Below are 25,348 nucleotides of genomic sequence, written 5' to 3'. Positions count from 1 at the left end.
GCCTCAGCTCAGGTTCAGTTCACGGAAGAAGTCATTGCCCTTGTCGTCGATGACGATGAAGGCCGGGAAATCCTCCACCTCAATACGCCAGATCGCTTCCATCCCCAACTCGGGATATTCCACGACCTCGACCTTGCGGATGCAGTCCTGGGCGAGGCGGGCGGCGGGGCCGCCAATGGAGCCGAGGTAGAAGCCGCCGTGCTTCTGGCAGGCCTCACGCACCTGGGAGGAGCGGTTGCCCTTGGCCAGCATCACCATGGAGCCGCCAGCGGCCTGGAACTGGTCGACATAGGCGTCCATGCGGCCGGCGGTGGTCGGCCCGAACGAACCGGAGGCGTAACCGGCCGGCGTCTTGGCCGGGCCAGCGTAATACACCGGATGATCGCGCAGATATTCCGGCATCGGATCACCGCGCTCCAGGCGTTCGCGGATCTTGGCGTGGGCCAGATCGCGGGCGACGATCACCGGGCCGCTGAGCGACAGGCGCGTGCGGATCGGATACCGGCTCAGGGTGGCGAGAATCTCGCTCATCGGCTGGTTGAGGTCGATCTTGACCACGTCGCCGCCCAGCGTCGCCTCGTCCACCTCCGGCATGAAGCGGGCGGGGTTGGTTTCAAGCTGCTCGAGGAACACGCCGTCGCGGGTGATCTTGCCCTTGGCCTGGCGGTCGGCCGAGCAGGAGACGCCGAGGCCGATCGGCAGCGAGGCGCCGTGGCGCGGCAGGCGGATGACACGCACGTCGTGGCAGAAATATTTGCCGCCGAACTGGGCCCCGACGCCGAGGCTCTGGGTCAGCTTGTGGATTTCCTCCTCCATGGCGACGTCGCGGAAGGCGTGGCCGTCCGCCGAGCCGGAGGTGGGAAGGTCGTCAAGGTAACGGGTGGAGGCGAGCTTGACCGTCTTCAGGTTCTGCTCGGCGCTCATGCCGCCGATGACGATGGCGAGGTGGTAGGGCGGGCACGCGGCGGTGCCGAGCGTCAGGATCTTTTCCTTCAGGAAGGCGATCATGCGGTCGTGGGTGAGCAGCGCCGGGGTGCCCTGGAACAGGAAGGTCTTGTTGGCCGAGCCGCCGCCTTTGGCGACGAACAGGAATTTGTAGGCGTCCTCGCCTTCCGCATAGATGTCGATCTGCGCCGGCAGGTTGGAGCCGGTGTTCTTCTCCTCGAACATCGACAGCGGCGCCAGCTGGGAATACCGCAGATTGCGCTTCAGATAGGCGTCCTTGATGCCCTTGCCGATGGCTTCCTCGTCCTCACCGTCGGTCCAGACCATGCGGCCCTTCTTGCCCATGACGATGGCGGTGCCGGTGTCCTGGCACATGGGCAACACGCCGCCGGCGGCGATATTGGCGTTCTTCAGCAGGTCATAGGCGACAAAGCGGTCATTGCCAGTGGCCTCCGGATCCTGGAGGATTTTGGCGAGCTGCTGCAGGTGGCCCGGGCGCAGCAGGTGATTGATGTCCATGAAAGCGGCTTCGGCCAGAGCGCTGATCGCTTCCGACGCGACGTTCAGGAACTCGCGGTCGCCGATCTTCTCGACGCTGACGCCAGCGTCCGTGACCTTGCGGTAAGGCGTCGTATCGGGGCCGAGGGGAAACAGGGTCGAGGTGGCGGCGAGGCCGGAGGCATCAGACATGAATCAACGCCAGGGCGCCTGCGTCCGGGGCCGGACGGCGACAACGCCCATCCCTTTGTTTGCGCGCCCGTCTCTTGTGCGAAACCGTGTCGCTGCCGGACGTGACGCCTGGTTGCCAACAAATGGCCCCGAGCGCGATTCAGCTCATGCAAGGATCATGCAAGAGACGGTTTTGTCATCCGGATGGGCAAGGGCGACGCCAAATTCCATCCGGGCCAAATTCCATCCGGGCTGAGCCGGCTCCAGGGCCTCTGCTGCATGCATAAGCGCTGCGCGGCGTTTGATAAAGCGAATTAGTATATTTCCAGACTGCTGGCGCGGACACGCCGTCTGGGGCGCGCAAACGGCGCTCCGGCTCCGCGCCGGGCGCTGCCCTGGTCAGGCCAGGGCGGCTTTGGCGGGCTGCGCGGCGTTGGCCTCGGTCAGCAGGGCATAGAGCGCGTCGGGATCGCGGGTGGCGCGGATGCGCTCCAGCATGGCCGGCTCACGCAGCACGCGCGCGACCCGGGCGAGCGCCTTCAGATGGTCAGCGCCGGCGTTCTCTGGAGCAAGCAGCAAAAACATCAGGTCGACTGGCTGGCCGTCGAGCGCGTCGAAGTCAAATGGGCGCTCGGCGCGCGCGAACAGGCCGACCACGCGGTTCAGTTTCTCGGGTTTGCCATGGGGAATGGCGATGCCATCGCCAATGCCCGTGGAGCCAAGGCGTTCACGCTGCACGAGCGTGTCATAGATTTCCCGTTCGGTCAGATCGGGAATCAGGGTGGCTGCGTGCGCCGCCAGTTCCTGAAGCGCCTGTTTCTTGCTGTTGCACTTGAGGGCCGGGATCACAGCCTCGGGTGTCAGAAGATCTGTCAGGGGCATGTTGTCTCGCATGCGGCGACGGGCGAACTGCGGCGCAGCCGTCCGGCGACATCCATCAAAAAGCGAAGCGCCGGGCGACGGACCCTTCCGTCCACCCTGCTTCCTGGGCAATGAATCAGTCGCGGCGCTGACCTGGTGGTCCGCGCCGCGCCGGCATTCACGCCCTTTCAGACGCGGGAGGATCGATCCAGCCGATCGTCCCGTCATTGCGCCGATATACGATGTTCAGTCTGGAAGTGCCAGCATGGCGGAAAAGAAGAATGGGGGCGCCCGTGATGTCGAGCTGGGAGACCGCCGAACTGACCGGCAGCAACGGCAGGGTCCTGGTCATTTCCGCGACCACAACGGGGTGAAAATCTTCGTGGTCCGCCTCATCGCCTGGCTCTGCGAACACGGTCGCCGACACATAGTCGCCGTCATCGGGCCCGGCCCCGCCGTTCAGCACCGGGCTGGCCCAGGCGTCGTTGGCGGCCTGGCGCGATTTCAGGCGCGCGTTATAGCGGCGCAGCCGCTTTTCCATCCTGTCCGCCGCCTGGTCGAAACTGACCACGGGATCGTGGGCGTTGCCGGAGGCTTCCAGCGTGATTCCTGAATCCAGATGCAGGCCGCAATCCGTACGGTAACCGCCGCCATCGCGGGTCAGGGTCACGTGTCCGGAGGCATTGCCGCCAAAGTATTTTTCCACCGCTGCGTTGACGCGGACCTCAATCTGCCCGCGAAGCGCGCTGCCGATGTCCATGTTCTTGCCAGATACGCGTAGCGTCATATCAACCTCCCGTGCGGCAGGGCGACACGGCCGCCCTGCGCCGCTGAAGCGGCGAGTTGCGATGGTCTCTCCGGTATCTGAATCGTAGGAACGCGGCCCGGCCAAGTCAACGGATACAAATGGGGACGGAGGTCCGGCGGCGTCTTTTTTCCGGCGGCTTCAGCCGGCGCCGCCCTTGCGCCGGCGTCGCTCGACAGACGAGGGAATGCGCAGGGATTCGCGGTATTTGGCGACGGTGCGGCGGGCAATGTCGACGCCATCGGCGCGCAGCATGCCGACAAGGGCGTCATCCGAAAGGATAGCGTCGGCTTTCTCGGCGTCGATCAGTTGCCGGAGGCGATGACGCACGGCCTCGGCGGCGTGCGCTTCGCCGGCCCCGGCGGCGGCGATGGCGGCCGAGAAAAAGTATTTCATCTCGAAGACGCCGCGCTCGCAGCCGAGCGATTTGTTGGCGGTGACGCGCGACACGGTCGATTCATGCATGCCGATGGCGTCGGCGACGGATTTCAGCGTCATCGGCCGCAGATGGGCGACGCCGTGGGCGAAGAAGCCCTGCTGCTGGCGAACGATTTCCGTGGCGACGGCGAGGATGGTGCGGGCGCGCTGGTCGAGGCTGCGGTTCAGCCAGCTGGCGTTTTGCCAGGATTCGCTGACGAAGGCCTTTTCCGCCTCGCCCCGGGCGGCGCGCGCCACGCGGGCGTAATAGGCGCGGTTGACCAGCACGCGCGGCAGGGCGTCGCTGTTCAGTTCGACGATCCAGTCGCCCCCAGCGCCCCGCCGCACCAGCGCGTCGGCGACGAGCGGCGTCATCGGGGTGGTTTCGAATGGCCGGCCGGGTCGGGGCTCCAGGGCCCGCAATTCCTGCAGCATGTCAGCGAGATCGGCTTCGTCGACGCCGCAAATACGGCGGAGGGCGGCGAAATCACGCTTCGCCGCCAGATCAAGCCGCGCCACCAGGGCGGCCATGGCCGGATCGAAACGGTCCTTTTCGCGTAATTGAATGGCGAGGCATTCGGCGAGGTCGCGGGCGCCGACGCCAGGCGGATCGAGGCTCTGGACCAGCGCCAGCGCCGCGTCGACCTGCGGACGGGCGACGCCAAGGCGGCTGGCGAGGCCATCGAGATCGGCCGCCATGTCGGCGTCGAGATAGCCGGCGTCGGTGATGGCGTCGATGAGCACGGCGGCGATCAGACGCACCTGCGCGTCGGCGCGCGCCGCGCCGAGCTGGCCGCGCAGGTGCTCACGCAGGTCAGGGGCGGCGGCGAGCCGGGCCAGCGGGTCCATGTCGTCAGCCCGGTCATGGCTGGCGGGCAGGGCGCCGGAGCCGGCGGAGGGCAGGGATGGCCCGTCAGGATCGAACGTATTGTCGAGGCTGGCGTCGAGGCTGCTTTCCAGGGCGGCGCGGCTGGTTTCCAGCTCGGTGGAATCCCAGGGACGCTCGCCCGTCTGCGCTCCGGCCGCGTCGTTGCCTTCCACCGGGGCGTTGTCGATGCCGGCGCGGCGGCTGTCTTCGGCCTGACGCGCCGGGCTGTCCGGACTTTCCGCCTCAAGAAAGGGGTTGCGCTCCAGTTCGTCGCTGATCCAGGCCGAGAGTTCGAGGCTGGACATTTGCAGCAGCCTGATCGCCTGCAGGAGTTGCGGCGTCATCACCAGGCTCTGGGCCTGGCGGATTTCAAGCCTGTGCGAGAACGACATCCGGCCTACCGCGTGGTCGCTGCCCGGACTGGCCGGCAGGATCGCCGGTCCGGCGCCGGGAAGTTGGCGCGATTCTTGCTTACATCAGCGCGACGCGCCTGTCGATGCGCCGACTTGCGGCGCCCGCCGGTCGCGCGCGGGCTGGTGCAGGAGGCGTTCGCTTCGCGGGAATGCGCTCATGTCAGATCGCGCAGATGCCGGCGCGTCGGCGACCTGGAAAGCCCCTGTCAGCGCGGCGTATGTTCTGCGGGACCCGCCCTGCGCCGCTCAGGAGCCAAACCCAATGGCCGGGCGCGCCGGCCTTGGCGTCAGAGGCGGAAGTCCTCGCCCAGATACAGCCGGCGCACGTCCGGATTGGCGATGACGTCTTCCGCGCGGCCTTCCATCAGCACCTGGCCGGAGTGAATGATGTAGGCGCGGTCGACCATGCCGAGGGTTTCGCGCACGTTATGGTCGGTGATCAGCACGCCGATGCCGCGACGGGTCAGCTGGCTGACCAGTTCCTGAATGTCGCCGACGGCGATCGGGTCGATGCCTGCGAAGGGCTCGTCGAGCAGCATGAACGACGGCCGGCCGGCGAGGGCGCGGGCGATCTCGCAGCGGCGACGCTCGCCGCCGGACAGGGCGATCGACGGCGCCTTGCGCAGGCGGGCGATCTGGAACTCGTCCAGCAGCTGGTCCAGTTCGCGCTCGCGCAGCTTCTTGTCCGGCTGGGTGACTTCAAGCACGGCGCGGATATTGTCTTCAACCGACAGGCCGCGGAAAATCGAGGCTTCCTGAGGCAGATAGCCAATGCCGAGCCGGGCGCGACGGTACATGGGCAGGCGGGTGATGTCGTAGCCGTCGAGGCCGATGACGCCCTGATCCGCCCGCACCAGGCCGGTGATCATGTAGAAAATGGTGGTCTTGCCGGCGCCGTTGGGGCCGAGCAGGCCGACCGCTTCGCCATTGCGCACATACAGGCTGGCGCCTTTCACGACGGTGCGGCCGCCGTAACTCTTCTGCAGGCCGTCGACGGACAGCACGCCGCCAGGGGCCGACGCCAGGCGGGCAGCGTGATCGGCGTGTGTCCAGTGCTGTTCGCCGGACCCAACGGTCGGGGCGTCCGTGCTGTCATACATCCTGTCAAACCTGTGGTTCACAAAGCGGGCGTCATCGTCAGGCGTCCGCTTCGCCCAAAATATGTCAGTGCTGCTTGCCGGGCTGAGGTTTGGCCGGTTTGCCAGGCTGCTGCTTGTCATCGTTGCCAGGCACCAGCAGGGCGCGGACGCGCTGTCCGGGCTTGCGCTCGACAGAAGCGCGGCTGGTGCTCAGGTCATAAATCAGCCGGTCGCCGGTGGTGACGTTCTCGCCCTGGCTCAGCTTGGCGTTGCCGATCAGATAAACCTTCTGTTCGCCCTTGTCATAAGTGGCGTTGTCGGCGGTGGCGATCTGGTCCTTTGAGATGACGGTCATCGGACCGGTGCATTCCAGACGGCGCACGCCATTATTGTCGCCGCCGGCCTGAGCTGCCGGCGCCGGTTTGGCGCCGCCCTGGGCGCCGACGCCCTGCTCATAAAATACTGTCAGGGTTTTGCAGCGCATGGTGGTTTCGCCCTGCACCGCCACGACATTGCCGGCGAAGATCGCCTTCTTTTCCTTGTCAAACACGTCAAGCCGGTCGGAGTCGATCTTGATCGGCTCCTTGCTGTTGGCGCCGCCAAAGCCGGCGAAACCCTGGTTCTGCGCGGGGGCAGCGGCGGCCTGCGGCTTTTTCGGCTGCGCTCCAGCCGGACCGATCGCCAGCAGGGCGGCGGCCATTCCGATGCACGCCGCCAGGGCGCCGCGCCAGACCATGTCCGGCGGCAGACCGCGACGGCTCGCGGCGGGAGCCCCGGCTGGCGGACAACTGTCAGGAGCAAAGCGGCGCATCATTGCAGATCACCTGTATCCGGTTTCCCGGCGGCGCCCGTGGCGGCGGCCTGGCCGGCGGTTGTAGCGGACGCGCCCTTCTGGCCGTCCTGCTGCGGATATAGCACAGTCTGCACGCGGCCTTCGAACACGATTACCTTGCCACTGTCGGTGACGCGCATGGAATTTGCGTTAACGGAGCCGCCATTGGCGGTGGTGATCTTCACCGGCTGCTTCGTTTCAAGCTCACCGCCCTTCAGGTTGATGTGGGCGGCCTGCAACCGGGCCTTGTCGCCATTGTCGGTGCGCACGTCGATGCCGCCGGACAGCTCCAGCTTTTCTGATTTCATGTCGTAGACGCCGTGCGCGGAGACCATGTGCGTGGCGTTGTCGCCGATGGCGCCGAGGCGGGCGTTGATCTGCTCCAGTTCGACGATGCCTGGTTTGCGCACGTCCTGGGAGGCGGCGAGGGAGGTGACCTCGTAGGGCTTGCCGTCCTTGCGGAAGCCGGTCAGCTTCGGTTTCTCCATGGTCACCTTGGTGCCGGTGAGCGCCACCGGCCCCATTTCCATTCCAGCGATATTGCCCAGCGGCCGGAACAGGCTCCAGGCGATGAGGGCGATGACAGCCGCCGTCGCGGCCGCCGGAATGATCAGACGCAGGGCGCGGACCAGGCGGGAATGACGCAGGGCGTCGCGGTAGGCGTCGAGACGCTCGCCATCCAGCAGACCATGCCCCATGGCGGGGGAGCCCGCCCTCATCGTATTGCTCATCTTCAATTTTCCCACGCCCGCGCCGGCTGGCGGCGCGCGCCCGTATCTCCGGCCTGACGCATGCGGACCTGAATGGTCCTGGACGCGCGCCGCGCCAATTCCGTCATATGGGCGGGAGGCGTCGCAAATGCGAGCCGCATCGCCAGTTCAGGTCAGGTCGTCCCGCTTCAGCTCCTGTCGCTCGGGATTCTGGCCTGCTTCAGGTCGCTTGCATCAATCCATAAGCCGAAATGGTTTCCGGATTCTGGGGAGCCGCACCCTGCCGCAGGCTTTCGGCGACAATGGGTCCCCAAGATGGAGCAAATGCGCCGGAGCGAAGGCGGCGGACCCGGCTGGCGTCCGCCGCGTCGACTGGCGGTCCACTTCATACGCAGGATTTCAACCGCTTCCTGGCGTCGTTATATGTCCGCCGCCGGGCGCGCGATCTCCGCTGCCGGACGCGCGACCGGCGCGTTGTTTTACGTGTGGGCGAAAATGTCGGTCTCGGGCCAGCCAGCCAGATCGAGGCGCGCCCGGGTCGGCAGAAATTCAAAGCAGGCCCTGGCCAGCTCCGTGCGGTTTTCGCGGGCCAGCATGGCGTCGAGTTTCGCCTTGAGGGCGTGCAGGTGCAGCACGTCGGAGGCGGCGTAGGCGACCTGGGCGTCGCTCAGGGTTTCCGCCGCCCAGTCTGACGACTGCTGCTGCTTGGAGAGATCGACGCCGAGCAGTTCGCGCGTCAGGTCCTTCAGTCCGTGGCGGTCGGTATAGGTCCGCGTCAGCTTCGAGGCGATCTTGGTGCAATAGACCGGCGTGGTCATCACGCCCAGATAACGCTCCAGCACGGCCAGATCGAATCTGGCGAAGTGGAAGATTTTCAGCACATCCGGGTTGGCGAGCAGGCGGATGAGATTTTCCGCCGGCGGGCCGTCGCGCAGGATCTGCACCACATGGGCGTCGCCCTTGCCGTCCGAGAGCTGGACCACGCACAACCGGTCGCGCAGCGGGTTGAGGCCAAGCGTTTCGGTGTCGATGGCGACGGAAGAGCCAAAATCGACGTCAGCGGGCAGGTCGCCGCGGTGGACCCGGTTGGTCATGGGCTGCAATGCTCCCTGGAGCGCCTTCGTCCGGGGCGGGCGCGGAACGCTCCATCATGGTGTGTTGGCGTAGGCGAGGCTTGCCTGAAATGGTCTCATACTTCGCGTTCCCCGCCCAGTCACCGCGCAAATTGACACCCGCGTGAAATGGCGGAGGCCGTGATCCGGTTGTCCGTGGGGCCCGCGATGACTTTGGGGCCGACGCTTGCCTGAGCTGGCGAAAAGCGCCATGCCTGCTGACAAAGCGATCCAGGAAACATTGTTCAGGAGAGGAAGCCGCCGTGACTGCCGAACCGTCAGCGCTGCTCGATATTCAGGGCGCCATCGCCACCGTCACCTTCAACCGGCCGCAGGGGTACAATTCCATCGGCCTTGATGAGGCGAAGCATCTGGCGACGCTGGCGCCGCAGATCACGGAAAACCCCGATATTCGCGTCGTCGTGTTGCGTGGCAATGGCCCGGCGTTCTGCGCCGGCGGCGACATCCGCTGCTTCGTTTCTCACATCGACAATATCGAGCCGATGGTGCGCGAACTGCTGGAGGCCCTGCACGTCTTCCTGATGGCGCTGCGCGACGGACCGCGCATCCTGCTGACCAGCGTCCACGGCGCAGCCGCCGGCGCCGGTTTCTCGATCGCGGCGCTCGGCGACATCTGCATCGCCGCGGACACCGCCCGCTTCACCACCGCCTACAACAAGCTGGGGGTGACGCCAGATGGCGGCGGCTCCGTCGGCATCGTTGAGCGCGTTGGGCCCCGCAAGGCGCTGGAGCTGTTCCTCGCCACCGAGAGCCTGACGGCGCAGCAGGCGCTGGAGCTTGGCCTGGTCAACCAGATCGTGCCCGCCGACCAGCTTGAGGCCGCCACCGCCGACATGGCGGCGCGTCTCGCCCGTAATTCGCCGGACGCCATCCGCCTGACCAAGCAACTGGTGCAGCAGTCGCCGCGGACTCCGGCGGCGGCCCAGCTCGACGCCGAGCTGGAAGCCATGGCCCATTGCATGCAGACGCCAATGTTCCGCGAGGCCATCGCCCGCTTCGTCAAGAAGTGAGGGCCGGCCGTTCGGCCCCTCTATGAATCGGCGTTGAGGTCCTGCTTGCGCACCTTGCCGGTGGCGGTCATCGGCAGGGCCTCGACCAGGCGCACTTCCGGCGTCTTGTAGCTGGCCATGCGTTCGCGACACCAGGTTTCGATATCGGCCGCCGTGACCTCGCCCGCCGCTTCCGGTTTTAGCTGGATGAAGGCCACAGGGACCTGGCCCTTGTCCGGATCGGCGCGGCCGATGACGCCGGAGCCAAGGATAGCCGGGTGCTGGCCGAGCACCGCCTCGATTTCGGGCGGAAACACGCTCATGCCCTTCACCTTCAGCATTTCCTTGCGGCGCCCCAGAAAATGCAGGAAGCCGTCGGCGTCGATGCAGCCGATGTCGCCGGTGCGCAACCAGCCGTCGCCGAGCGCCTCGGCCGTTGCTTCCGGCTTGTTCCAGTAAGCCTTGAGCAGCGACGGCGTCCGCACGCGGATTTCGCCTTCGCCGTCGAGAGGAACCAGTTCGCCGGTGTCGAAATCGGTGATCTTGAATTCGGCCCCGGGCACCGGCAGACCGACGAACACTGGCCGGCTGTTCAGATCGAAGTCGTTGGTCTGGAAGCCGACCGTGAAGGTGTTGGAGGTGTGGGTCTCGGTCATGCCCCACGAACTCTCGACCAGGGTGAGGCCGGTGAGCGCCTTCCAGCGGCCGCGATATTCGGCGTTGAGCTTCTTGACGAAGGACACGACGCGCACCTGGGCCAGCGACGACAGGTCGAAGTCGTCGAAGCGCGGATGATCCATCAACTCGACGGCCCCATCCACCGGCATGGCCATGGTGTTGACCTTGTAGCGGTCGATGGCCGCCAGCACGCCGAGCGGATCCCAGCGCGCCAGCAACACCAGGGTCGAGCCGGCGAAGGTGGGAAAGATCAGCCCGGCGTTCTCGCCGGCGATCCAGAATTCCGGGAAGAACGACAGGGAGACATTGTCGGGCGACATGCGCAGCGACACGCCGTAATTGGCGGCGGCGGTGTAGACCATGTCGCGCTGGGTGTGGACGCAGCCCTTGGGCATGCCGGTGGTGCCGCCGGTGTAGTTCAGCGCCGCGACGGCGTCGATGTCCGGGGGCGGCAACGGCGCGGCGTCGGTGATCGCCGCAAGCGCCGGCATCAGATCGGTCGCGCCCGGCGGCAGCGTTCGCGCCGTGCGCAGCGAGGCTGGCGCCGGAATTTCCGGATCGTCGGGCAGGACGTCGGCAAAGCCGGTGACGATGACCTCGCGCAGGCTGGTTTCGCCGCGCACCGCGTCGATGACGCCGCTAAGTTCGTCAAGCGCGACGATGACTTCGGCGGCGGTGTCGTTGAGCTCATAGGCCAGCTCGAAGGCGCGCGACAGCGGGCTGACCGGCACATGCACGGCGCCAAGCTTGAGAATGCCGAAGAACACCACATGGAACTGGGGACAGTTGGGCATGAACACGGCGACGCGGTCGCCGGCCCTGACGTTGAGGCGTTGCAGCAGCGCTGCGAAACGGTCGCTGAGATCGTCCAGCTCGCGCCAGGTGTAACGGCGACCGTAGAAGATCAGCGCGTCATGATCCGGCTGCAGCCGCGCCCATGTGCGCAGATATTCGCTGAGCGGGATTTCGCCGTGCACGTATGTCGGCGTGCGCGGCGTGTTGTCGGGCCACGCCCTGTCGTACAGGTCGCGCAGATGGGCGAGGTAGGCGTCCTCATCGGTCGCCGGACAGGTCTGGTTTTCGACGTTCAGGGTCATGGGCGTATCTCCTGGTCATTTCCGGTTGCCGGGCCAGGGCGAACGCGCCTGACCGGCGCCGGAAGCAGACGTTCGCCCTGTTTCCCGGAATGGCCTCAGAGGCCGAGCTCATCCATGATCTGACGCTTCAGCTTGTATTTCTCGATCTTGCTGGTTGGCGTCAGCGGCAGGGCGTCGATGAAGCGCACATGGGCCGGCTGCATGTATTTCGGCATCATCGCCCGCGCGTGGTCGCGCAGCTCCGCCTCGTCCATGGCGTGGCCCTCGACCAGTTCGATGAACACGGCGATGTCCTCTTCCGAACCCTCGCGCGCCGGAACCGGAACCGCGGCGGCGGCGCGGACCTTGTCGTGGCGGGCCAGCAGGGCCTCCACTTCGTAGGACGAGACATTCTCGCCGCGCACGCGGAAAAAGCCGCCCATGCGGTCGACGAAACTGTAGACGCCAGGCATCTCCGGCAGTTCGCGGCAGGCGTCGCCCGTATGGAACCAGCAGGTGCGGAGCACCTTGGCCGTGGCTTCGGGCTTGCCGAAATATTCCAGCAGCAACAGGCCGGGATATCGCGGGCGGAAGGCCAGCTGGCCGACTTCGCCCGGCGGCAGGCGGTTGTCGTCCTCATCGAGGACGGCGACTTCATAGACCTGGTTGGGCGCGCCCATGAAGCCCTTTGGAACCGGCTCGGCGCCGTTCAGGACCGGACGGTCCGACTCACGGCAGCGGGCCAGCAGATCGGCCTTGGCATAGCCTTTCCACAGATGTTTCGGGGTGCCTTCCGCATCGCCGAACTGGTCAATGACACCGGCGAAGCCGAGGCCGGATTCAGTCTGGCCGAAGCCGGAGGTGACGAAGTCGAAGCCGAAGCGCCGGGCCACCTCGTGGTGATTGGGCGGCAGCGGCTGCATGTGCACCTTGTTCAGGGTGTTGGCGCGGTCGCTGTCGCGCGGCGGCGCCGACATCAGCCAGGGCACCATCACGTCGAGCAGCACGCAGGTGCTGGCGCCGCATTCGGCGATGCGGTCCCAGAATTTGTTGGGGCTGAACTTGTCCCACAGGCCGACGGTGTTGCCCTGCCAGACGGCGCGGGCCAGCAGGAAAAATGCGCCCCCCACATGGTACATGGGCAGGTCGCAATAGATCACATCGTCGGTCGTGGTCATCCGCCGCATCAGGTGCAGGTAGTTGTTCAGCCAGCGGAACGGCTGCAGCACGCCCTTGGACGGGCCGGTGGTGCCGGAGGTGTAGACGATGTTGGCTGGATCGAACGGGCGGAAGCTCAGCTGCGGCGCCGGTCCTGGCGATTTCAGCAAGGCGGCGAAATCGCTGATGTCCAGGCGGCTGAATTCGGCGCCGAAGCGCTCGGTCGTGGCGTCATGATCGCCGGCGTCCGGGGTGTGGACGATCAGCCGCTGCAGCGGGATTTCATCGACAACGCCGCCGAGCACCGGCGCGAAGCTGGGGTCGGTGATGAGCGCGAACGGGTTGGTGTCGCGCAGCTGGTAGGAGAGCAGCGGCCCGGTGAAATTGAAGTTCACCGGCGCATAAACGCCGCCAGCCCGCCAGATGCCGAACATGGCCAGCGCCGCCACCAGAGAATTGCGGGTGAGGACGCTGACCGGCTGGCCGCGCGGCAGTCCCATGGCGGCGAGGCCGGCGGCGATGGCGTCCGACTGCTTGCGGAATTCGGAGAAGCTCAGGCGCACATTGTCTTCGCCGTAATGGATGAACGTCTTGTCCGGCATTCGCGCGGCGACGTCATCCAGGCGTTCCAGCACCATGTCGCCATGCGCCAGCATGTCGGCGAACAGTTCCTCGGGCGTCATCGTTTCCTCACGCGGTTTTATTGTCGCGTTGCGCGTCAAAAACAAAAGTATTGCGCAGAACTCCGGGCGGGTTTGACCGGGGTTCCGCTCAATGAGGGCTCACAGGCGCTTCATGGTTGGATCGAGCGCCGTGCGCAGCGATTCGCCCAGGGTGTTGAAGGCGAGGGCGGTGAACATGATGATGAGGCCGGGCGGATACATCTGCTCCGGCGAGATCTCCATGTTCTGGTAGGCGCGGGCCAGCATGGCGCCCCAGCTCGGTTCCGGCGGCTGGATGCCGAGGCCGAGGAAGCTGAGGCTGGCCTCGGCCAGCAGCGCCGCCGCCAGCAGCAGCGTCACCTGGACGATGACCGGCTGGATGGTGTTCGGCAGCACGTGCCGCCACAGGATCTGCCAGGTGGGCAGGCCGAAGCAGCGGGCGGCGTCCACATAGAGATCGTTGCGCACCACCAGCGTCCGGGCCCGGACCAGTCGCGCCAGCATGGGCGAGAAGACGATGCCGACCGAGATCATGCCGTTGGTGAGGCCGATGCCGAGGGCGCCGGTGACGGCGATGGCCAGCACGATGGCCGGGAACGACAGCAGGCTGTCGATGATGCGGCTGATGATCTCATCGGTCCAGCCGCCGGCGTAACCGGCGATCAGCCCCACCGGCACGCCGATGGCGATGGCGATGACCACGGCCAGCACGCTGGCGTAGAGGCTGGCGCGGGCGCCATAGAGCAGGCGGCTGAGGGTGTCGCGGCCGAGGTCATCGGCGCCGAGCCAGTGCTGCGCCGACATGGGCGCCAGCGCCGCGTCGATGTTCTGCTCTGTCGGCGAATACGGCGCCAGCAGCGGCGCGGCGATGGCGACGGCGACCAGCGCCAGCAGGAAGAACAGCGAAATGGCGCCGCGCCGGTCGGTTCTGAGCCAGCGGGCGAAACCGCCGAGGCGTCGCGGGCGGGCGAGGGGCGTGGACATCGTGACGTCAGCCATCATGAAATCCTCGGATCAAGCACGCTGTAGAGCACGTCGGTCAGCAAATTGATGCTGACCACGATCAGCACCATCACGAACACCACGCCCTGAACGACCGGAAAATCGCGCTGGACGGCGGCGTGGACGATCAGGCTGCCCATGCCCGGGATGGCGAACACCGCCTCAACCACCACGGTGGCGGCAAGGATGCGGTTGGCCAGCAGGCTGATGACGGTGAGCAGGTTAACGCTGACATTCTTCAGGCCGTGCTTCCAGAGAATGGAAGCCGGCCCAACGCCCTTCGCGTGCAGGGTGCGCACCTGCTGCGACGACAGCACCTCCACCAGGGACGAACGCAACTGGCGCGCCACCTCGGCGATGCCGCCCGAGGCCAGCGCGACGGCGGGCAATATGGCGTGTCGCAAGGATTCCCAAGGGTTTTCCGTGAAGGGAACCGAGCCGGTCGCCGGCAGCCAGCCCATGCTCAGCGACAGCCAGGCCACCAGCAGCATCGCCAGCCAGAAATTGGGAATGGCGACGCCGAGCGAGGCCACCGACATGACGAAGCCGTCGACCCAGCCGCCGGGACGGCTGGCGGCCAGAATGCCCAGGGGAATGCCGATCGCCATGGCGAGCATCAGCGCCAGAACGACGATGAGCATGGTGTTGGGCAGACAGCGGGCGATGGACGTGAGCACCGCCTCGCCAGAGAGCAGGGATTTCGACAGGTCGCCCTGCACCGCTTTCATCAGCCAGCCGCCGTACTGGACGAGGAACGGCTGGTCGAGGCCATACATCGTGCGGATCTCGGCGATGCGGGCGTCGGTGGCGTTGTCCCCGGCCAGGGTCACGGCGATGTCGCCAGGCACCAGCTTGAGCAGGCCGAAGACGATGAAGGTGGCGAGAATGATGACGGGAATCGCCTGCAGCAGGCGCCTCCGGATCATCCGGCGTTTGGCTGGAGCGAGCATCTCATACCGTGGTGTGGGTGGCGAGGCTCCGGCCGCCGCGCCTCAAGCGGGCGGCCGGAAACGGGCGCAATTACGGACGCCTCACTCCAGGCTGACGAACTCGAATTTCGGCTTGCCAAGCAGGTTGGGACGATAGCCCTTGACCTTTGGCGTCATCGCCGAGAGCTCGTACTGGAAGGCGACCGGCGCCGACAGGGCCTGGCCCATGGTGATCTGCTGGATCTTGTCGAACACCGCCGCGCGCTCTTTCAGGTTCTCGCTCTCACGGCTGCGGCGGATGAGGTCGCTCAGTTCCTCGGTGGCTTCGCGACCGGCGTTGTAATAGGCGCCTTTGTCGAAGCCGAGGGCGTAGGTCATGCTCGGGTCAGGCCGCCCGGTCCAGGCGGACAGCAGCATGTCGTAGCCCTGGTTGAAGAAATTGGCGCTGATCTCGGCCACGGTGCCGCGGGTGAACTTCAGGCGAATGCCAGCCTTGCCAAGCTGCTCCTGCAACACCTCGGCGCGCCGCACCGAATCCTGGTCGGTGTAGGCGCCGACGGTCAGCTCGATGCCCTGGGGGAAGCCAGCTTCCTCCAGCAGTTTCTTCGCCTTCTCGACGCTGTGCGGATAAAGCTTCGACGCCGCCTCGGACCAGGCCCAGTGTGATTTCGGCAAGGTCATCGTCGCGGCTTCGCCAAGGCCCGCCATGGTGGCGCGCACGAATGCGTCGCGATCGAGGGCGAAGTTGATCGCCTGGCGCACCTTCAGGTTGTCGAGCGGCTTGCGCTTCGTATTGAAGTAGAACTGGATGCAGTACAGCGTCGGCGCCGAGATGCTCTGCAATTCCTTGGCTTTGGCGATGACGGGCTTCAGCCGCGCCGGCAGGGAGAAGGTCATGTCGTTCTGACCGGCGACGACCGAGCGCAGACCGGTGGCCTGCTCCGGTATAACGTTGAACTCGATGCCGTCGACGAAGCCGCGATCCTTGCGCCAGTAATTGTCGTTGCGGGCGACGACGACCTTCTGGTTGTCGGCCCAACTGACAAATTTCCACGGACCGGCGCCGACAGGGTTGCGATCGCTGGCCGCGCCGTGGGTTTTGACCGCGGTCGGCGAGATGATCATGCCGCAACGGTCGGACAGGATGGCGGGCAGGGCCGTGTCGGGATTCTTCAGCTTCAGCGTCACCTGAAGCGGGCCGGTGACCACAACCTCGGCGACGCTGGTCAGGTCAGCCTTGACGTTGGAGCGCTGGTCCTGACGGCTGCGGTCGAGATTGAACTTCACGGCCTCGGCGTCGAGCGGCGCGCCATCGTGGAATTTCACGTTGGGTTGCAAGTCAAGCACCATGGTTTTCGGATCGGGGAAGGACCATTTCGCCAGCCCGGGCTTGGGCTTCAGCGTGTCGTAGTCCCACTCCACCAGCGTGTCGTACATCGTCCACAGGTAGCAGTGGTCGAAACCTGAGCCGCCGGTCGTCGGATCGAGCGACGACGGGTTGATGCTCGCGGCGAGCCGCAGCACGCCGCCGCGCTTTGGCTCGGCGGCCATGGCGGAGCCGCCGGCCAGCGTCGCCGCGCCGGCGGCGCCGACCAGGGCAAGAAACGAACGGCGGTCCAGCATGCTGGCAAGCGGCGCGCGGATAAGGTCTTGGCTCATGGACGTTTCCCCTGCTGCGGCGTGAGGCCCCTTTTCGGGCTGCGCCTTTTTGTTGTCTGGCTGAATCTGTAAATGCGACCGGTGGTTCAGCCGTTGGGCGGCGGCGGTCCCTCCGGTGTGGCGAAATGGCAGGCGACCCAGTGGTCCGGCCGCAATTCGCGCCAGGCCGGCTCTTCCGAAGCGCAACGCGCCTGCGCCGATGGGCAGCGCGTGCGGAACCGGCAGCCCGAGGGCGGCGACACCGGGCTTGGAATTTCGCCCTCCAGCATGATCCGCCGGTTGACCCGCATGTTGGACGGCAGCGGCACGGGCTCGGCCGACAGCAGCGCCTGGGTGTAGGGATGCAATGGCTTTTCCGTCACCGCGTCGGCCGGTCCCAGTTCCATGAACCGGCCGAGATAGGTGACGGCGATGCGGTCGGAGATGTGCGACACCACGGAAATGTCGTGGGTGATGAACACATAGGTGAGACCGAACTCGCGCTGCAGGTCAGCGAACAGGTTCAGCACGTCGCCGCGGATCGACACGTCCAGCGCCGCGACAACCTCGTCGCAGACGATCATGCGGGGGCGCAGGGTGAGCACCCGGGCGATGTTGACGCGCTGCTTCTGGCCGCCGGAAAGCTGGTGCGGATAACGCTCGCCCGCTTCTGGCGGCAGGCCAACGCGGACCAGCGCCTCCGTGGCCGCGCGCCGGCGCGATGCGTCGTCGCCCTCGCCAGCCGCCCACAACGGCTCCATGACGCTGTCGAGGATGGTCATGCGCGGGTTCAACGCCGCGTTGGGGTCCTGGAAAATGATCTGGTAGTCGCGGCGGCGCTTGCGGAAGGCGGACCGGCTCAGGGTGGCCGGGTCGACGCCGTCGTGAAGGATGCGGCCGGAGGTGGGTTGCAGCAGGCAGACCAGCGCGCGGCCGATGGTGGTCTTGCCTGAGCCAGACTCGCCAATGACGCCGAAGGTTTCACCCTGGCGCACCTCGAAATCCACGCCATCGACGGCCTTGACGGTATCCAGGCCATTGTTGACCGGAAAGCGGATGCGCAGGTCCTCCACCCGCAGCACTGGCGGTTGTCGCCCGGCAGCCTGGGTCTGCTGCCCGGCCTGTTGGGACATGCGCGCGGGTGGGCTGCTCGTGACGGAACTCATGGACGGATTTCTCCCGCAGCAACGGCCAGATTGTGGGCGACGGGACTATCCGCGGCCATGTCGTTCACCGATCCCGGCAGGCGCAGGTCGCGGGCGCGCCAGCACCGGGCCACGTGGTCGGCGGCCATTGGCAGCAGCGTCTGCTCGCGTTCGCACCCGGCCATGGCGTGGCCGCAGCGCTCGCGAAACCGGCAGCCGTCCGGCATGCGGCCCGGCGACGGCACCCGCCCGGGGATTGACGGCAGCACCCCGCGCCGGGCGCTAAGGCCGGGCAGCGACCGCAGCAGGCCGGAGGTGTAGGGATGACGCGGCCGCGTCAGCACGTCGTCCACCGGCGCGTCCTCGACGATCTCGCCGGCGTACATGGTGATCATGCGCGTGCAGGTCTCGGCGACGACGCCCAGATCGTGGGTGATGAAGATGAGGGCGGCGCCGGTGCGTTCGCTCAGGGAGCGCAGCAGGTCGGTGATCTGCGCCTGAATGGTGACGTCCAGCGCTGTGGTTGGCTCGTCGGCGATGATCAGCTTTGGCTCGCAGATCAGCGCCATGGCGATCATCACCCGCTGGCGCATGCCCCCGGACAATTGGTGAGGATATTCGTCATAGCGCTGCTCAGGCGCCGGAATGCCGACCTCCACCAGCGCCGCGATGGCCCGCTGGCGCGCCTCAGCCCTGCTGACCGGAAAATGCACGCGATACGCCTCGGCGATCTGTTCGCCCACGGTGAACACCGGATCGAGCGCGCTCATCGGCTCCTGGAAGATCATGGCGACGTCGCGGCCGCGCACCGCCCGCATCTGGCGGGCGGACAGGGCCATCAGGTCCTGGCCGGCGAGGTGCGCCTGGCCAGTAATCCGCGCCGTATGTGGCGGCAACAGCCGCATCAGCGACAGGCCGGTGACCGATTTGCCGCAACCACTTTCGCCAACGAGGCCGACGCGCTCGCCGGCATTGATGCTGAAGCTGATCTGACGGGTAATCGGCAGTTCGCCGTTGCTGGTGAGGAACGCGGTCGACAGATCGCGCACCTCCAGCAGGGGCGTTGCGCCGGTGACTGGCCGGCTTGCGGACGCGTGGCCGGTCGCCATGGAGCCACGGCCCGTCAGATGGTCCGCGTTGCCTGGAGCGAACGACAGCTTCGCCGGAATATCGGTCATGACGGCCCTCCCGTCGGTTTTTGTCAGAACGAACCGCCGCTCGCCTCGAAGCGGAATCCTGATCTGGCTTATTGGTTTTGAGTGATTTCTTTTGAGGTCACAGCGTCTGCTCGCCCATAGGAAACCGCTCCAGACGCGCAGGCCGTTCGACCTGCTCGCCAGCCGCCACGCCGCGCGCTTCAGAAAAGATCAGGACAACGTCTGCGCGTCGCCCGGACCCCTGGCGCACTTCCCCGACAAGGCGGCTTCGCCTTGCGCGGAAATGCTCTGACGCAGCATGCGGGCTGCAGTGGCGTTCCCCCCCCGGAGCGCCGTCCCGAACCAGTGGCGGCCGTGTAGCCGCCCGCCAGTCAGGGGTTATTCTGGACGCAGCCGGAGGCCGGACGTCCTGTTTATATTTTATCTGAGATCACATATGTAAGCCTGTCAATGCTCGCCGGGGTCGCGCGCCTTCTCCCGTTGTGGGCTGCGCAGCCGCTTCCAGACAGGCGCAGTCTGAGTAAACGCTTGCGCAAGCGCGGCGTTTCCGGTTCCAGGACGGAAAAGGTCGCGCCCGGCTCCGCCAGCGCGCCAAGGCCGGCGCGGCGGCGGCGCGGCATGGAGAAATATATTCTGTTTCAGTCTGTTGGGCGGGACGGCCATGCCGTAGGGGCGACCTGACGCATCGGCTGTGGAAACCTGGCGCGGCCGGGGCGGCGGCGCGGCGGTTTTCCGGCTTTTGTCGCGGCGGACGTCGGCATGCCGCCGCGCGGATACGGTTTCAGCTCAGTCCTGGCTCTTTTCCATGCTGCGGAACCGGCGGCGGATTTCGGGATCGAGCGGTCGCGGGGCGAGGTCAACGCCAGCCTCGAGACGGTCCGCGATCTCGGTCATGGCGGCGATGCGGGCATAGCGCTTGCAATTGGCTGGAATAACCTTCCATGGCGCAGCGCCGGTATCGGTGTGCGCCAGCATGTCATTCACCGCGCTTTCGTATTCGCCCCACTTCTCGCGATTGCGGAAGTCCTCATAACTCAGCTTCCAGCGTTTTAACGGGTTTTCAAGCCGGTCGCGGAAGCGCTGCAACTGCTCGTCGGGCGTGATATACAGAAAGACCTTGGCGATGCGGGCGCCGTCATCGACCATCAATTGCTCAAAGGCATTGATTTCAGCATAGGCGCGCCGCCATTCAGCGGCGCTGGCGAAACCTTCGACCCGCTCCACCAGCACGCGGCCATACCAGGACCGGTCGAAAATGCAGATTTCGCCCCGGGCCGGGGCCCGGTCCCAGAAACGCGCCATGTAGTGGCGTTTCTGGTCCTGCGGCTCGGGGGCCGCTATGGGCCAGACCTTGAACCCGCGCGGGTCCATCACAGCGGAAATGCGCCGGATCGCGCCGCCCTTGCCAGCCGCGTCCCAGCCCTCAAAAGCCACCAGGCCCTTGTGTCCGTGGTACAGATAGGCCTGCTGGATCCGCTCGAACCGCAACTGCAGTTCCTTGAGCTGCGCGGCGTATTGTTTGTCGCCGAGCGTCACGGTCATGTCGAGATCGGCCAGCGTCTGCGCGCCCGCCCCGGAATCGTGACGCCGCCCGTGGGGGTTCCTGACGCTCATGGGGTCTCCTTCTCATCGCGCTGTTTCCGGCCGTCAAACGATACGCGGCGGCTTGCAAGACTCAACCATGCAGGGCTCAATCCGGACCCGATGCTGCACATTCCCGTTCTTGGGGGGCAGCGATCCTGGCGGCCCCCGCGATCCTGTTGGCCATGGCCCGCGTCGGCCATCCGGCGCCGGATCAGCGAACGAGGTAAAGCGGCGTCGAGATCGTGAACTGTACGACCGGTTTTGGCGACCAGCCGAAGCCGACGCTCATGGCGAAAACCCGGTTGTCGTCATCGTCGACGTGCTCCAGCTCCACCAGGGCGTAGGGCGTTGTCACCGGTTTCAGATGCAGCAGCGACGCAGCCTCCGCGCCGCCGAAATATTGCACGCCAACCTGTGCTGAAACATTGAACAGGTTCGACGGACTCCAATAGGCGCCGATATAGCCGCCAAGTTGCGGCCCCACCCGGACGAAGCTGGAGGAAACCTGCGTGCGGCTGTAGCTGACGCCCGCCGTGATCCCGCGCGTCTGGTCGGCGTCGAAGGCATAGTCGAGGTCGACGCCGCCAGTCCAGGTGGTGTTGAACACACTCAGCGCAATGGGTTCAAACGGGCGCGACACCGAGGCGGACAGGGTGACGCCAGGCATGAAGCCCGACTGTTCGATGATCTCGGCCGAGCCGCCGACGCTCCACGACGCCGGGGTGAACTTGCTCCATTTTTCGCCCAGCGATTGCGAACCGGAGCCATCCAGCCCGGCGTAAACGGTCAGACGGTCGCTGAGTTCGATGGTGAGCGGCGCGGACATGTAAAAGCCGCGCGATTTCTCGCCGGTGAGGAAACGCAGGTTGTTCCGGCCGAGGCCAACCGTATTGCCAGGCGTCGACGACCAGCCGGTTTCCAGATCCAGATAGGTTGTTGGCCAGGAATCCGGAGCTGCACCGGGCGCCCTGTCGTCATCATCATCGTCATCGTCCGACGGGTCGCTGTCTTTGTCCGCCTTCGCCCCGGCTGCCGGCTCCGCCGGGGCGTGGCCAGTGGGTTGCCGGTCAGCGGCATCCATCCGCGACGTTTCCGCTGCGCTGATGGCAGGCGCAGCGCCAGCAAACGCCGCTGCAAAGAGGACCAGCCAAAGAAATCGGGCAGTTTGCAAGTGGTGATCCTGTCGGGGCGTTGTGCTGGCCCGGACAATATCCGCTCAGGCGCGAAAATGCGACGCGGGGCGATCCGGGCGGCGCGGGAATACGCCTCCCATATCCGCGGTTGTCGATTTGGAGCGTCGGCACGGCGTCGTCAGGCCCATGTTCATGGCGTATGGCTGCGTCAGTTGGACCTTTTGCCCGTCACCAGCCGCAGCATGGGGCTGACCAGGTGGTTGGTCAGTGGAATTATCGCCAGACCGAGCGCCAGGCCCGCGACGCCGTCGAGCGCCGCGCCCGTGATCCATGTTGTGGCGGCGCCGGCTGCGCCCGGCGCCATGCCCCCCGCCGCAGCGGACATGCGGGCGATAATGTCAGCCGGGGCGTGCAGGCCGAAAGCGTGCAGGCTATGCAGCACGATGCTGCCGCCCACCCACAGCATCGCCGCCGTGCCGATGACTGAAAGCGTTCCCAGCACGGCGGGCAAGCTCCTGACCATCAGGCGGCCAAGGGCGCGGGTTGGGGCGAAGCGCCCGGCGCGGGCCATGAACAGCCCGGCGTCGTCCAGTTTGACGATGATCGCCACGGCGCCATAGACGCCGGCTGTCACCATGACGCCGACGGCGAGAAGGGCGGCGGCCTGAAGCCAGGGCGAAGGCGTGGTGATGACCGACAGGGCCACGGTCATGATTTCCGCCGACAGGATGAAATCAGTTTTGATCGCGCCCTGGACGCGCGCCTGCTCCAGCGAGGCGGGATTACCGGGGGACATGTCGTCGCTCACCGCGTGATCCGCGCCAGGCGCCAGGACATGCCAGATCTTCTCCGCCCCCTCGAAGCACAGATAGGCGCCGCCCACCAGCAGCAGGGCCGTGATGGCCGGCGGATAAAACCAGTTGAGAAACAGCAGCGCCGGCGCCAGCGCTACCTTGTTGCGCAGGCTGCCGAGGGCGATGCGACCGATCATCGGCAACTCGCGACTGGCGTGGACGCCGTTGACATAGGCCGGCGTCACCGCGGCGTCGTCGATCACGACGCCCAGGGTTTTGGAGCCGGCTTTCGCCGCATTGGCGGCGATGTCGTCGAGGGAGGCCGCCGTCAGCCGCGTCAGGGCGGCGACGTCGTCAAGCAGGGCGAGCAGGCCGCTCATTCAGGAATACTCATGGGATGCTTCGGGGCAGGGCGATGCGCCAGTGTAGGCGCTGGGCGGCCCGCCAGATAGCCGTGCGCCGGACGCGATCTGGTGACCAGGTCGCGGCGCGACAAGGCGCCGGACCAGGTTCGGCCGCGAGGCGCGCGCGGCGGGCGAAGCGAGCCTGTCTGGCCGGAGGTCCGCGCGAGCCGTTTCAACGCGAAACCGCCGGCCGCTACAGCCAGCCTTGCTGGCGGGCCCGCGCGGTTTCCTGTCGTCCGCCCCTCGTCCCAGGCTGACAACCCTACATCGCGTTCAGGCCGCCGGACAGCGCCCCGCCGCCTGTCTGGGCGGCGTGCAGACGGCGATAGCGGCCGCCAGCGCGGTTGAGCAGGGCGGCGTGATCGCCCTGTTCGACGATCTGGCCGTCCTCCACCACCAGCACGCGACTGGCGTCGGCGATGGTGGCGAGGCGGTGGGCGATGACCAGCGTCGTGCGCCCTCGCGACAGGTCCGCCAGCGATTGCTGGATTGCCCGTTCCGTCTCGGTGTCGAGGGCGCTGGTGGCCTCGTCGAGAATCAGGATCGGCGGGTTCTTCAGGAACACCCGGGCGATGGCGACGCGCTGTTTCTGGCCGCCAGAGAGCTTGACGCCGCGCTCGCCGACGACCGTGTCGAGACCTGCCGGCAAATCGGCGATCAGGCTCTCGAGACGGGCATGTCCGGCCGCCGCCAGAATTTCGTCCTCGCTCGCCTCCAGCCGGCCATAGGCGATGTTCTCACGCAAGGTTCCAGCGAACAGGAACACGTCCTGGCTGACGATGCCGATGTTCTCGCGCAGCGAACGCAGGGTCATGTCGCGGATATCGACGCCGTCGATGGTAATGACGCCGGCGTCCGTTTCATAAAACCGCGGCAACAGCGAGCAGATGGTCGTCTTGCCCGCGCCGGAAGGGCCGACAAAGGCGACGGTTTCGCCGGCGCGGCAGGCAAAATCGACGTCCCGCAGAATTGGCGCTCCGCCAGCGTAGCCAAAGCGCACGTTGTGATAGGCGATGCCGCCGCGCAGGCGGCCGGCCACTGCGGCGCCAGGCCTGTCGGTGATTTCCGGGCGGGTGTCGAGCAGCTTCAGATAGCGCTGAAAGCCGGCGATGCCCTTGGGGTACATCTCGATGACCATGCTGATCTTGTCGAGCGGCCGAAAGAACACGTTGACCAGCAGCAGGAAGCCGACGAAGCCGCCAGCGGTGAGTTCGCCGCGCACCACGAACCAGGCGCCGGCCAGCATCACCACCACCTGGACGAAACGCATGGAAAGGTAGGACAGGGACTGGGACACCGCCATCACCCGATAGGCGTCGAGCTTGGTGGCGAGATAGGCGCTATTGTTGCGGGCGAACAGGGCCCGTTCGTGATCCTCGTTGGCGAAGGCCTGCACCACGCGGATGCCGCCGACATTCTCCTCGATGCGGGCGTTGAAATCGGCGACGCGCCCGTAGATGGCGCGCCAGGTGGAGGTCATGCGCGCGCCATAGCGCATGGTGATGAACGCTGTCAGCGGCACGATCACCGCCGTAATGATCGCCAGCGGCGCGTGCACGCCGAGCATCAGCACGAAGGCGCCGATCAGCGTCATCACCGCGAGGAACAGGTCCTCGGGGCCGTGGTGGGCGACCTCGCCGATCTCTTCCAGGTCCTTGGTCAGCCGCGCCACCAGATGGCCTGTCTTGACGTTGTCGAAATAGCCGAACGACAGCTTTTGCAGGTGATCGAACGCCCGCCGGCGCATTTCCGTTTCGATCCTGACGCCCAGCATGTGGCCCCAATAGGTCACCACCACCTGCAGGCCCGCGCTGACGGCGTAAATCGCCAGCAGGCCGAGCGCCGCAAAGGTGATGAGGCCAAGCTGGTTGGTGGGCAGCAGCCGGTCGACAAACAGCATCACGGCGATGGGGAAGCCAAGCTCAAGCAGGCCGGCAAGGATGGCGCTGCCGAAATCGAGGGCGAACAGGCCCCTGTGAGGGCGATAGTAGGAAGCGAACCGCTTCAGCAAATCAGTCATGAACGGCAAACCTGGCGTAAGCGACGCGCCCACCGGAGAACTTGCAGCGCTGCGCGGACTGGTCATAGCGTCATGGCGCATAATAGTCGATGGATGCAATTCCAGCGCGCGGCTGCAACCGCCATGGCGAAGGCGGCGGTTAGATGAATTTGTGCAGTTTTAAATTATAACAATACAAATAATGCCTGTTATTTTACGCGCCCTATTGATTGCTGCTGGTGGTGCAGGCGGGTGACGTTCTGGCGCC

The 25,348-nt window shown here is 66.2% G+C and carries 20 protein-coding genes; 1 reads left to right on the top strand and 19 read right to left on the bottom strand.

Annotated elements, in window-relative coordinates; genetic code table 11:
- Positions 1 to 3: 3 nt before the first annotated feature.
- The 8 genes from IE243_RS13235 to IE243_RS13200 form a co-directional block, all read right to left on the bottom strand.
- Entirely contained in the window at positions 4 to 1,635 is a 1,632-nt protein-coding gene (locus tag IE243_RS13235; RefSeq protein ID WP_191319865.1) for a fumarate hydratase, read from the bottom strand.
- Positions 1,636 to 2,013: 378 nt separating this feature from the next.
- Positions 2,014 to 2,496 carry a PTS IIA-like nitrogen regulatory protein PtsN gene (gene ptsN, locus IE243_RS13230; RefSeq protein ID WP_191319864.1) on the bottom strand — a complete coding sequence of 161 codons (483 nt, stop codon included), beginning with the start codon at positions 2,494 to 2,496 and terminating at the stop codon, positions 2,014 to 2,016.
- Positions 2,497 to 2,653: 157 nt separating this feature from the next.
- Positions 2,654 to 3,262 (bottom strand): ribosome hibernation-promoting factor, HPF/YfiA family, encoded by a 609-nt coding sequence (gene hpf / locus IE243_RS13225; RefSeq protein WP_191319863.1) that lies wholly within the window; start codon positions 3,260 to 3,262, stop codon positions 2,654 to 2,656.
- 159 nt (positions 3,263 to 3,421) lie between these two features.
- Positions 3,422 to 4,957 carry an RNA polymerase factor sigma-54 gene (gene rpoN / locus IE243_RS13220; RefSeq protein ID WP_191319862.1) on the bottom strand — a complete coding sequence of 512 codons (1,536 nt, stop codon included), beginning with the start codon at positions 4,955 to 4,957 and terminating at the stop codon, positions 3,422 to 3,424.
- A 308-nt stretch (positions 4,958 to 5,265) separates the two neighbouring features.
- Positions 5,266 to 6,078 carry an LPS export ABC transporter ATP-binding protein gene (gene lptB, locus IE243_RS13215; protein ID WP_191319861.1) on the bottom strand — a complete coding sequence of 271 codons (813 nt, stop codon included), beginning with the start codon at positions 6,076 to 6,078 and terminating at the stop codon, positions 5,266 to 5,268.
- A gap of 64 nt (positions 6,079 to 6,142) precedes the next feature.
- A complete protein-coding gene (gene lptA / locus IE243_RS13210; RefSeq protein WP_191319860.1) occupies positions 6,143 to 6,871 on the bottom strand; it encodes a lipopolysaccharide transport periplasmic protein LptA in 729 nt (242 codons plus the stop codon).
- Positions 6,868 to 7,620, bottom strand: a complete 753-nt coding sequence (gene lptC / locus IE243_RS13205; RefSeq protein WP_191319859.1) for an LPS export ABC transporter periplasmic protein LptC — start codon at positions 7,618 to 7,620, stop codon at positions 6,868 to 6,870. Before lptC ends, lptA begins: the two co-directional genes overlap by 4 nt.
- Positions 7,621 to 8,078: 458 nt before the next feature.
- A complete protein-coding gene (locus IE243_RS13200; RefSeq protein WP_191319858.1) occupies positions 8,079 to 8,693 on the bottom strand; it encodes a ribonuclease D in 615 nt (204 codons plus the stop codon).
- A 281-nt stretch (positions 8,694 to 8,974) separates the two neighbouring features.
- Between IE243_RS13200 and IE243_RS13195 the strand changes: the two genes are divergently transcribed.
- Positions 8,975 to 9,742, top strand: a complete 768-nt coding sequence (locus IE243_RS13195; protein WP_191319857.1) for an enoyl-CoA hydratase/isomerase family protein — start codon at positions 8,975 to 8,977, stop codon at positions 9,740 to 9,742.
- A gap of 20 nt (positions 9,743 to 9,762) precedes the next feature.
- Here IE243_RS13195 and IE243_RS13190 read toward each other — a convergent pair whose 3' ends face one another.
- From IE243_RS13190 to IE243_RS13140, 11 genes are all read right to left on the bottom strand, one after another.
- The gene (locus IE243_RS13190) at positions 9,763 to 11,496 is read right to left on the bottom strand and encodes an AMP-binding protein (protein ID WP_191319856.1); all 1,734 of its coding nucleotides are present in this window, start codon (positions 11,494 to 11,496) and stop codon (positions 9,763 to 9,765) included.
- A 95-nt stretch (positions 11,497 to 11,591) separates the two neighbouring features.
- Positions 11,592 to 13,316 (bottom strand): class I adenylate-forming enzyme family protein, encoded by a 1,725-nt coding sequence (locus tag IE243_RS13185; protein WP_191319855.1) that lies wholly within the window; start codon positions 13,314 to 13,316, stop codon positions 11,592 to 11,594.
- A 99-nt stretch (positions 13,317 to 13,415) separates the two neighbouring features.
- Complete coding sequence (locus tag IE243_RS13180; protein ID WP_191319854.1) at positions 13,416 to 14,294, bottom strand: ABC transporter permease; 879 nt, start codon at positions 14,292 to 14,294, stop codon at positions 13,416 to 13,418.
- Entirely contained in the window at positions 14,294 to 15,223 is a 930-nt protein-coding gene (locus IE243_RS13175) for an ABC transporter permease (RefSeq protein WP_373301679.1), read from the bottom strand. The genes IE243_RS13180 and IE243_RS13175 overlap by 1 nt, the downstream gene beginning before the upstream one ends.
- A gap of 105 nt (positions 15,224 to 15,328) precedes the next feature.
- The gene (locus IE243_RS13170) at positions 15,329 to 16,885 is read right to left on the bottom strand and encodes an ABC transporter substrate-binding protein (protein ID WP_244643147.1); all 1,557 of its coding nucleotides are present in this window, start codon (positions 16,883 to 16,885) and stop codon (positions 15,329 to 15,331) included.
- Positions 16,886 to 16,971: 86 nt separating this feature from the next.
- On the bottom strand, positions 16,972 to 17,997 hold the full coding sequence (locus tag IE243_RS13165) for an ABC transporter ATP-binding protein (protein ID WP_191319924.1): 1,026 nt from the start codon (positions 17,995 to 17,997) through the stop codon (positions 16,972 to 16,974).
- 29 nt (positions 17,998 to 18,026) lie between these two features.
- Positions 18,027 to 19,118 carry an ABC transporter ATP-binding protein gene (locus IE243_RS13160; protein WP_191319923.1) on the bottom strand — a complete coding sequence of 364 codons (1,092 nt, stop codon included), beginning with the start codon at positions 19,116 to 19,118 and terminating at the stop codon, positions 18,027 to 18,029.
- An 834-nt stretch (positions 19,119 to 19,952) separates the two neighbouring features.
- Positions 19,953 to 20,780: a polyphosphate kinase 2 family protein gene (locus tag IE243_RS13155; protein ID WP_191319852.1), complete on the bottom strand. Its 828-nt coding sequence runs from the start codon at positions 20,778 to 20,780 to the stop codon at positions 19,953 to 19,955.
- 181 nt (positions 20,781 to 20,961) lie between these two features.
- Positions 20,962 to 21,831: a hypothetical protein gene (locus tag IE243_RS13150; RefSeq protein WP_191319851.1), complete on the bottom strand. Its 870-nt coding sequence runs from the start codon at positions 21,829 to 21,831 to the stop codon at positions 20,962 to 20,964.
- A gap of 260 nt (positions 21,832 to 22,091) precedes the next feature.
- Positions 22,092 to 23,057: a DUF808 domain-containing protein gene (locus IE243_RS13145; RefSeq protein WP_191319850.1), complete on the bottom strand. Its 966-nt coding sequence runs from the start codon at positions 23,055 to 23,057 to the stop codon at positions 22,092 to 22,094.
- Positions 23,058 to 23,343: 286 nt separating this feature from the next.
- A complete protein-coding gene (locus IE243_RS13140; RefSeq protein WP_191319849.1) occupies positions 23,344 to 25,101 on the bottom strand; it encodes an ABC transporter ATP-binding protein in 1,758 nt (585 codons plus the stop codon).
- Between the last annotated feature and the right edge of the window lie 247 nt (positions 25,102 to 25,348).

This window comes from Camelimonas fluminis (assembly GCF_014656355.1).
Classification (GTDB): domain Bacteria; phylum Pseudomonadota; class Alphaproteobacteria; order Rhizobiales; family Beijerinckiaceae; genus Camelimonas; species Camelimonas fluminis.
This window is presented reverse-complemented; position numbering and strand designations above follow the sequence as displayed.

What these genes read in the sequence shown, in the direction of transcription:
- IE243_RS13175 (WP_373301679.1), bottom strand. Translation starts at nt 15,223, where the DNA reads ATGATCCGGAGGCGCCTGCTGCAGGCGATTCCCGTCATCATTCTCGCC.
- IE243_RS13165 (WP_191319924.1), bottom strand. Translation starts at nt 17,997, where the DNA reads ATGTCCCAACAGGCCGGGCAGCAGACCCAGGCTGCCGGGCGACAACCG.
- IE243_RS13200 (WP_191319858.1), bottom strand. Translation starts at nt 8,693, where the DNA reads ATGACCAACCGGGTCCACCGCGGCGACCTGCCCGCTGACGTCGATTTT.
- IE243_RS13160 (WP_191319923.1), bottom strand. Translation starts at nt 19,118, where the DNA reads ATGGCGACCGGCCACGCGTCCGCAAGCCGGCCAGTCACCGGCGCAACG.
- IE243_RS13155 (WP_191319852.1), bottom strand. Translation starts at nt 20,780, where the DNA reads ATGAGCGTCAGGAACCCCCACGGGCGGCGTCACGATTCCGGGGCGGGC.
- lptA (WP_191319860.1), bottom strand. Translation starts at nt 6,871, where the DNA reads ATGATGCGCCGCTTTGCTCCTGACAGTTGTCCGCCAGCCGGGGCTCCC.
- ptsN (WP_191319864.1), bottom strand. Translation starts at nt 2,496, where the DNA reads ATGCCCCTGACAGATCTTCTGACACCCGAGGCTGTGATCCCGGCCCTC.
- IE243_RS13180 (WP_191319854.1), bottom strand. Translation starts at nt 14,294, where the DNA reads ATGGCTGACGTCACGATGTCCACGCCCCTCGCCCGCCCGCGACGCCTC.
- IE243_RS13190 (WP_191319856.1), bottom strand. Translation starts at nt 11,496, where the DNA reads ATGACCCTGAACGTCGAAAACCAGACCTGTCCGGCGACCGATGAGGAC.
- lptC (WP_191319859.1), bottom strand. Translation starts at nt 7,620, where the DNA reads ATGAGCAATACGATGAGGGCGGGCTCCCCCGCCATGGGGCATGGTCTG.
- IE243_RS13140 (WP_191319849.1), bottom strand. Translation starts at nt 25,101, where the DNA reads ATGACTGATTTGCTGAAGCGGTTCGCTTCCTACTATCGCCCTCACAGG.
- IE243_RS13145 (WP_191319850.1), bottom strand. Translation starts at nt 23,057, where the DNA reads ATGAGCGGCCTGCTCGCCCTGCTTGACGACGTCGCCGCCCTGACGCGG.
- lptB (WP_191319861.1), bottom strand. Translation starts at nt 6,078, where the DNA reads ATGTATGACAGCACGGACGCCCCGACCGTTGGGTCCGGCGAACAGCAC.
- rpoN (WP_191319862.1), bottom strand. Translation starts at nt 4,957, where the DNA reads ATGTCGTTCTCGCACAGGCTTGAAATCCGCCAGGCCCAGAGCCTGGTG.
- IE243_RS13150 (WP_191319851.1), bottom strand. Translation starts at nt 21,831, where the DNA reads ATGGATGCCGCTGACCGGCAACCCACTGGCCACGCCCCGGCGGAGCCG.
- hpf (WP_191319863.1), bottom strand. Translation starts at nt 3,262, where the DNA reads ATGACGCTACGCGTATCTGGCAAGAACATGGACATCGGCAGCGCGCTT.
- IE243_RS13235 (WP_191319865.1), bottom strand. Translation starts at nt 1,635, where the DNA reads ATGTCTGATGCCTCCGGCCTCGCCGCCACCTCGACCCTGTTTCCCCTC.
- IE243_RS13170 (WP_244643147.1), bottom strand. Translation starts at nt 16,885, where the DNA reads ATGAGCCAAGACCTTATCCGCGCGCCGCTTGCCAGCATGCTGGACCGC.
- IE243_RS13185 (WP_191319855.1), bottom strand. Translation starts at nt 13,316, where the DNA reads ATGACGCCCGAGGAACTGTTCGCCGACATGCTGGCGCATGGCGACATG.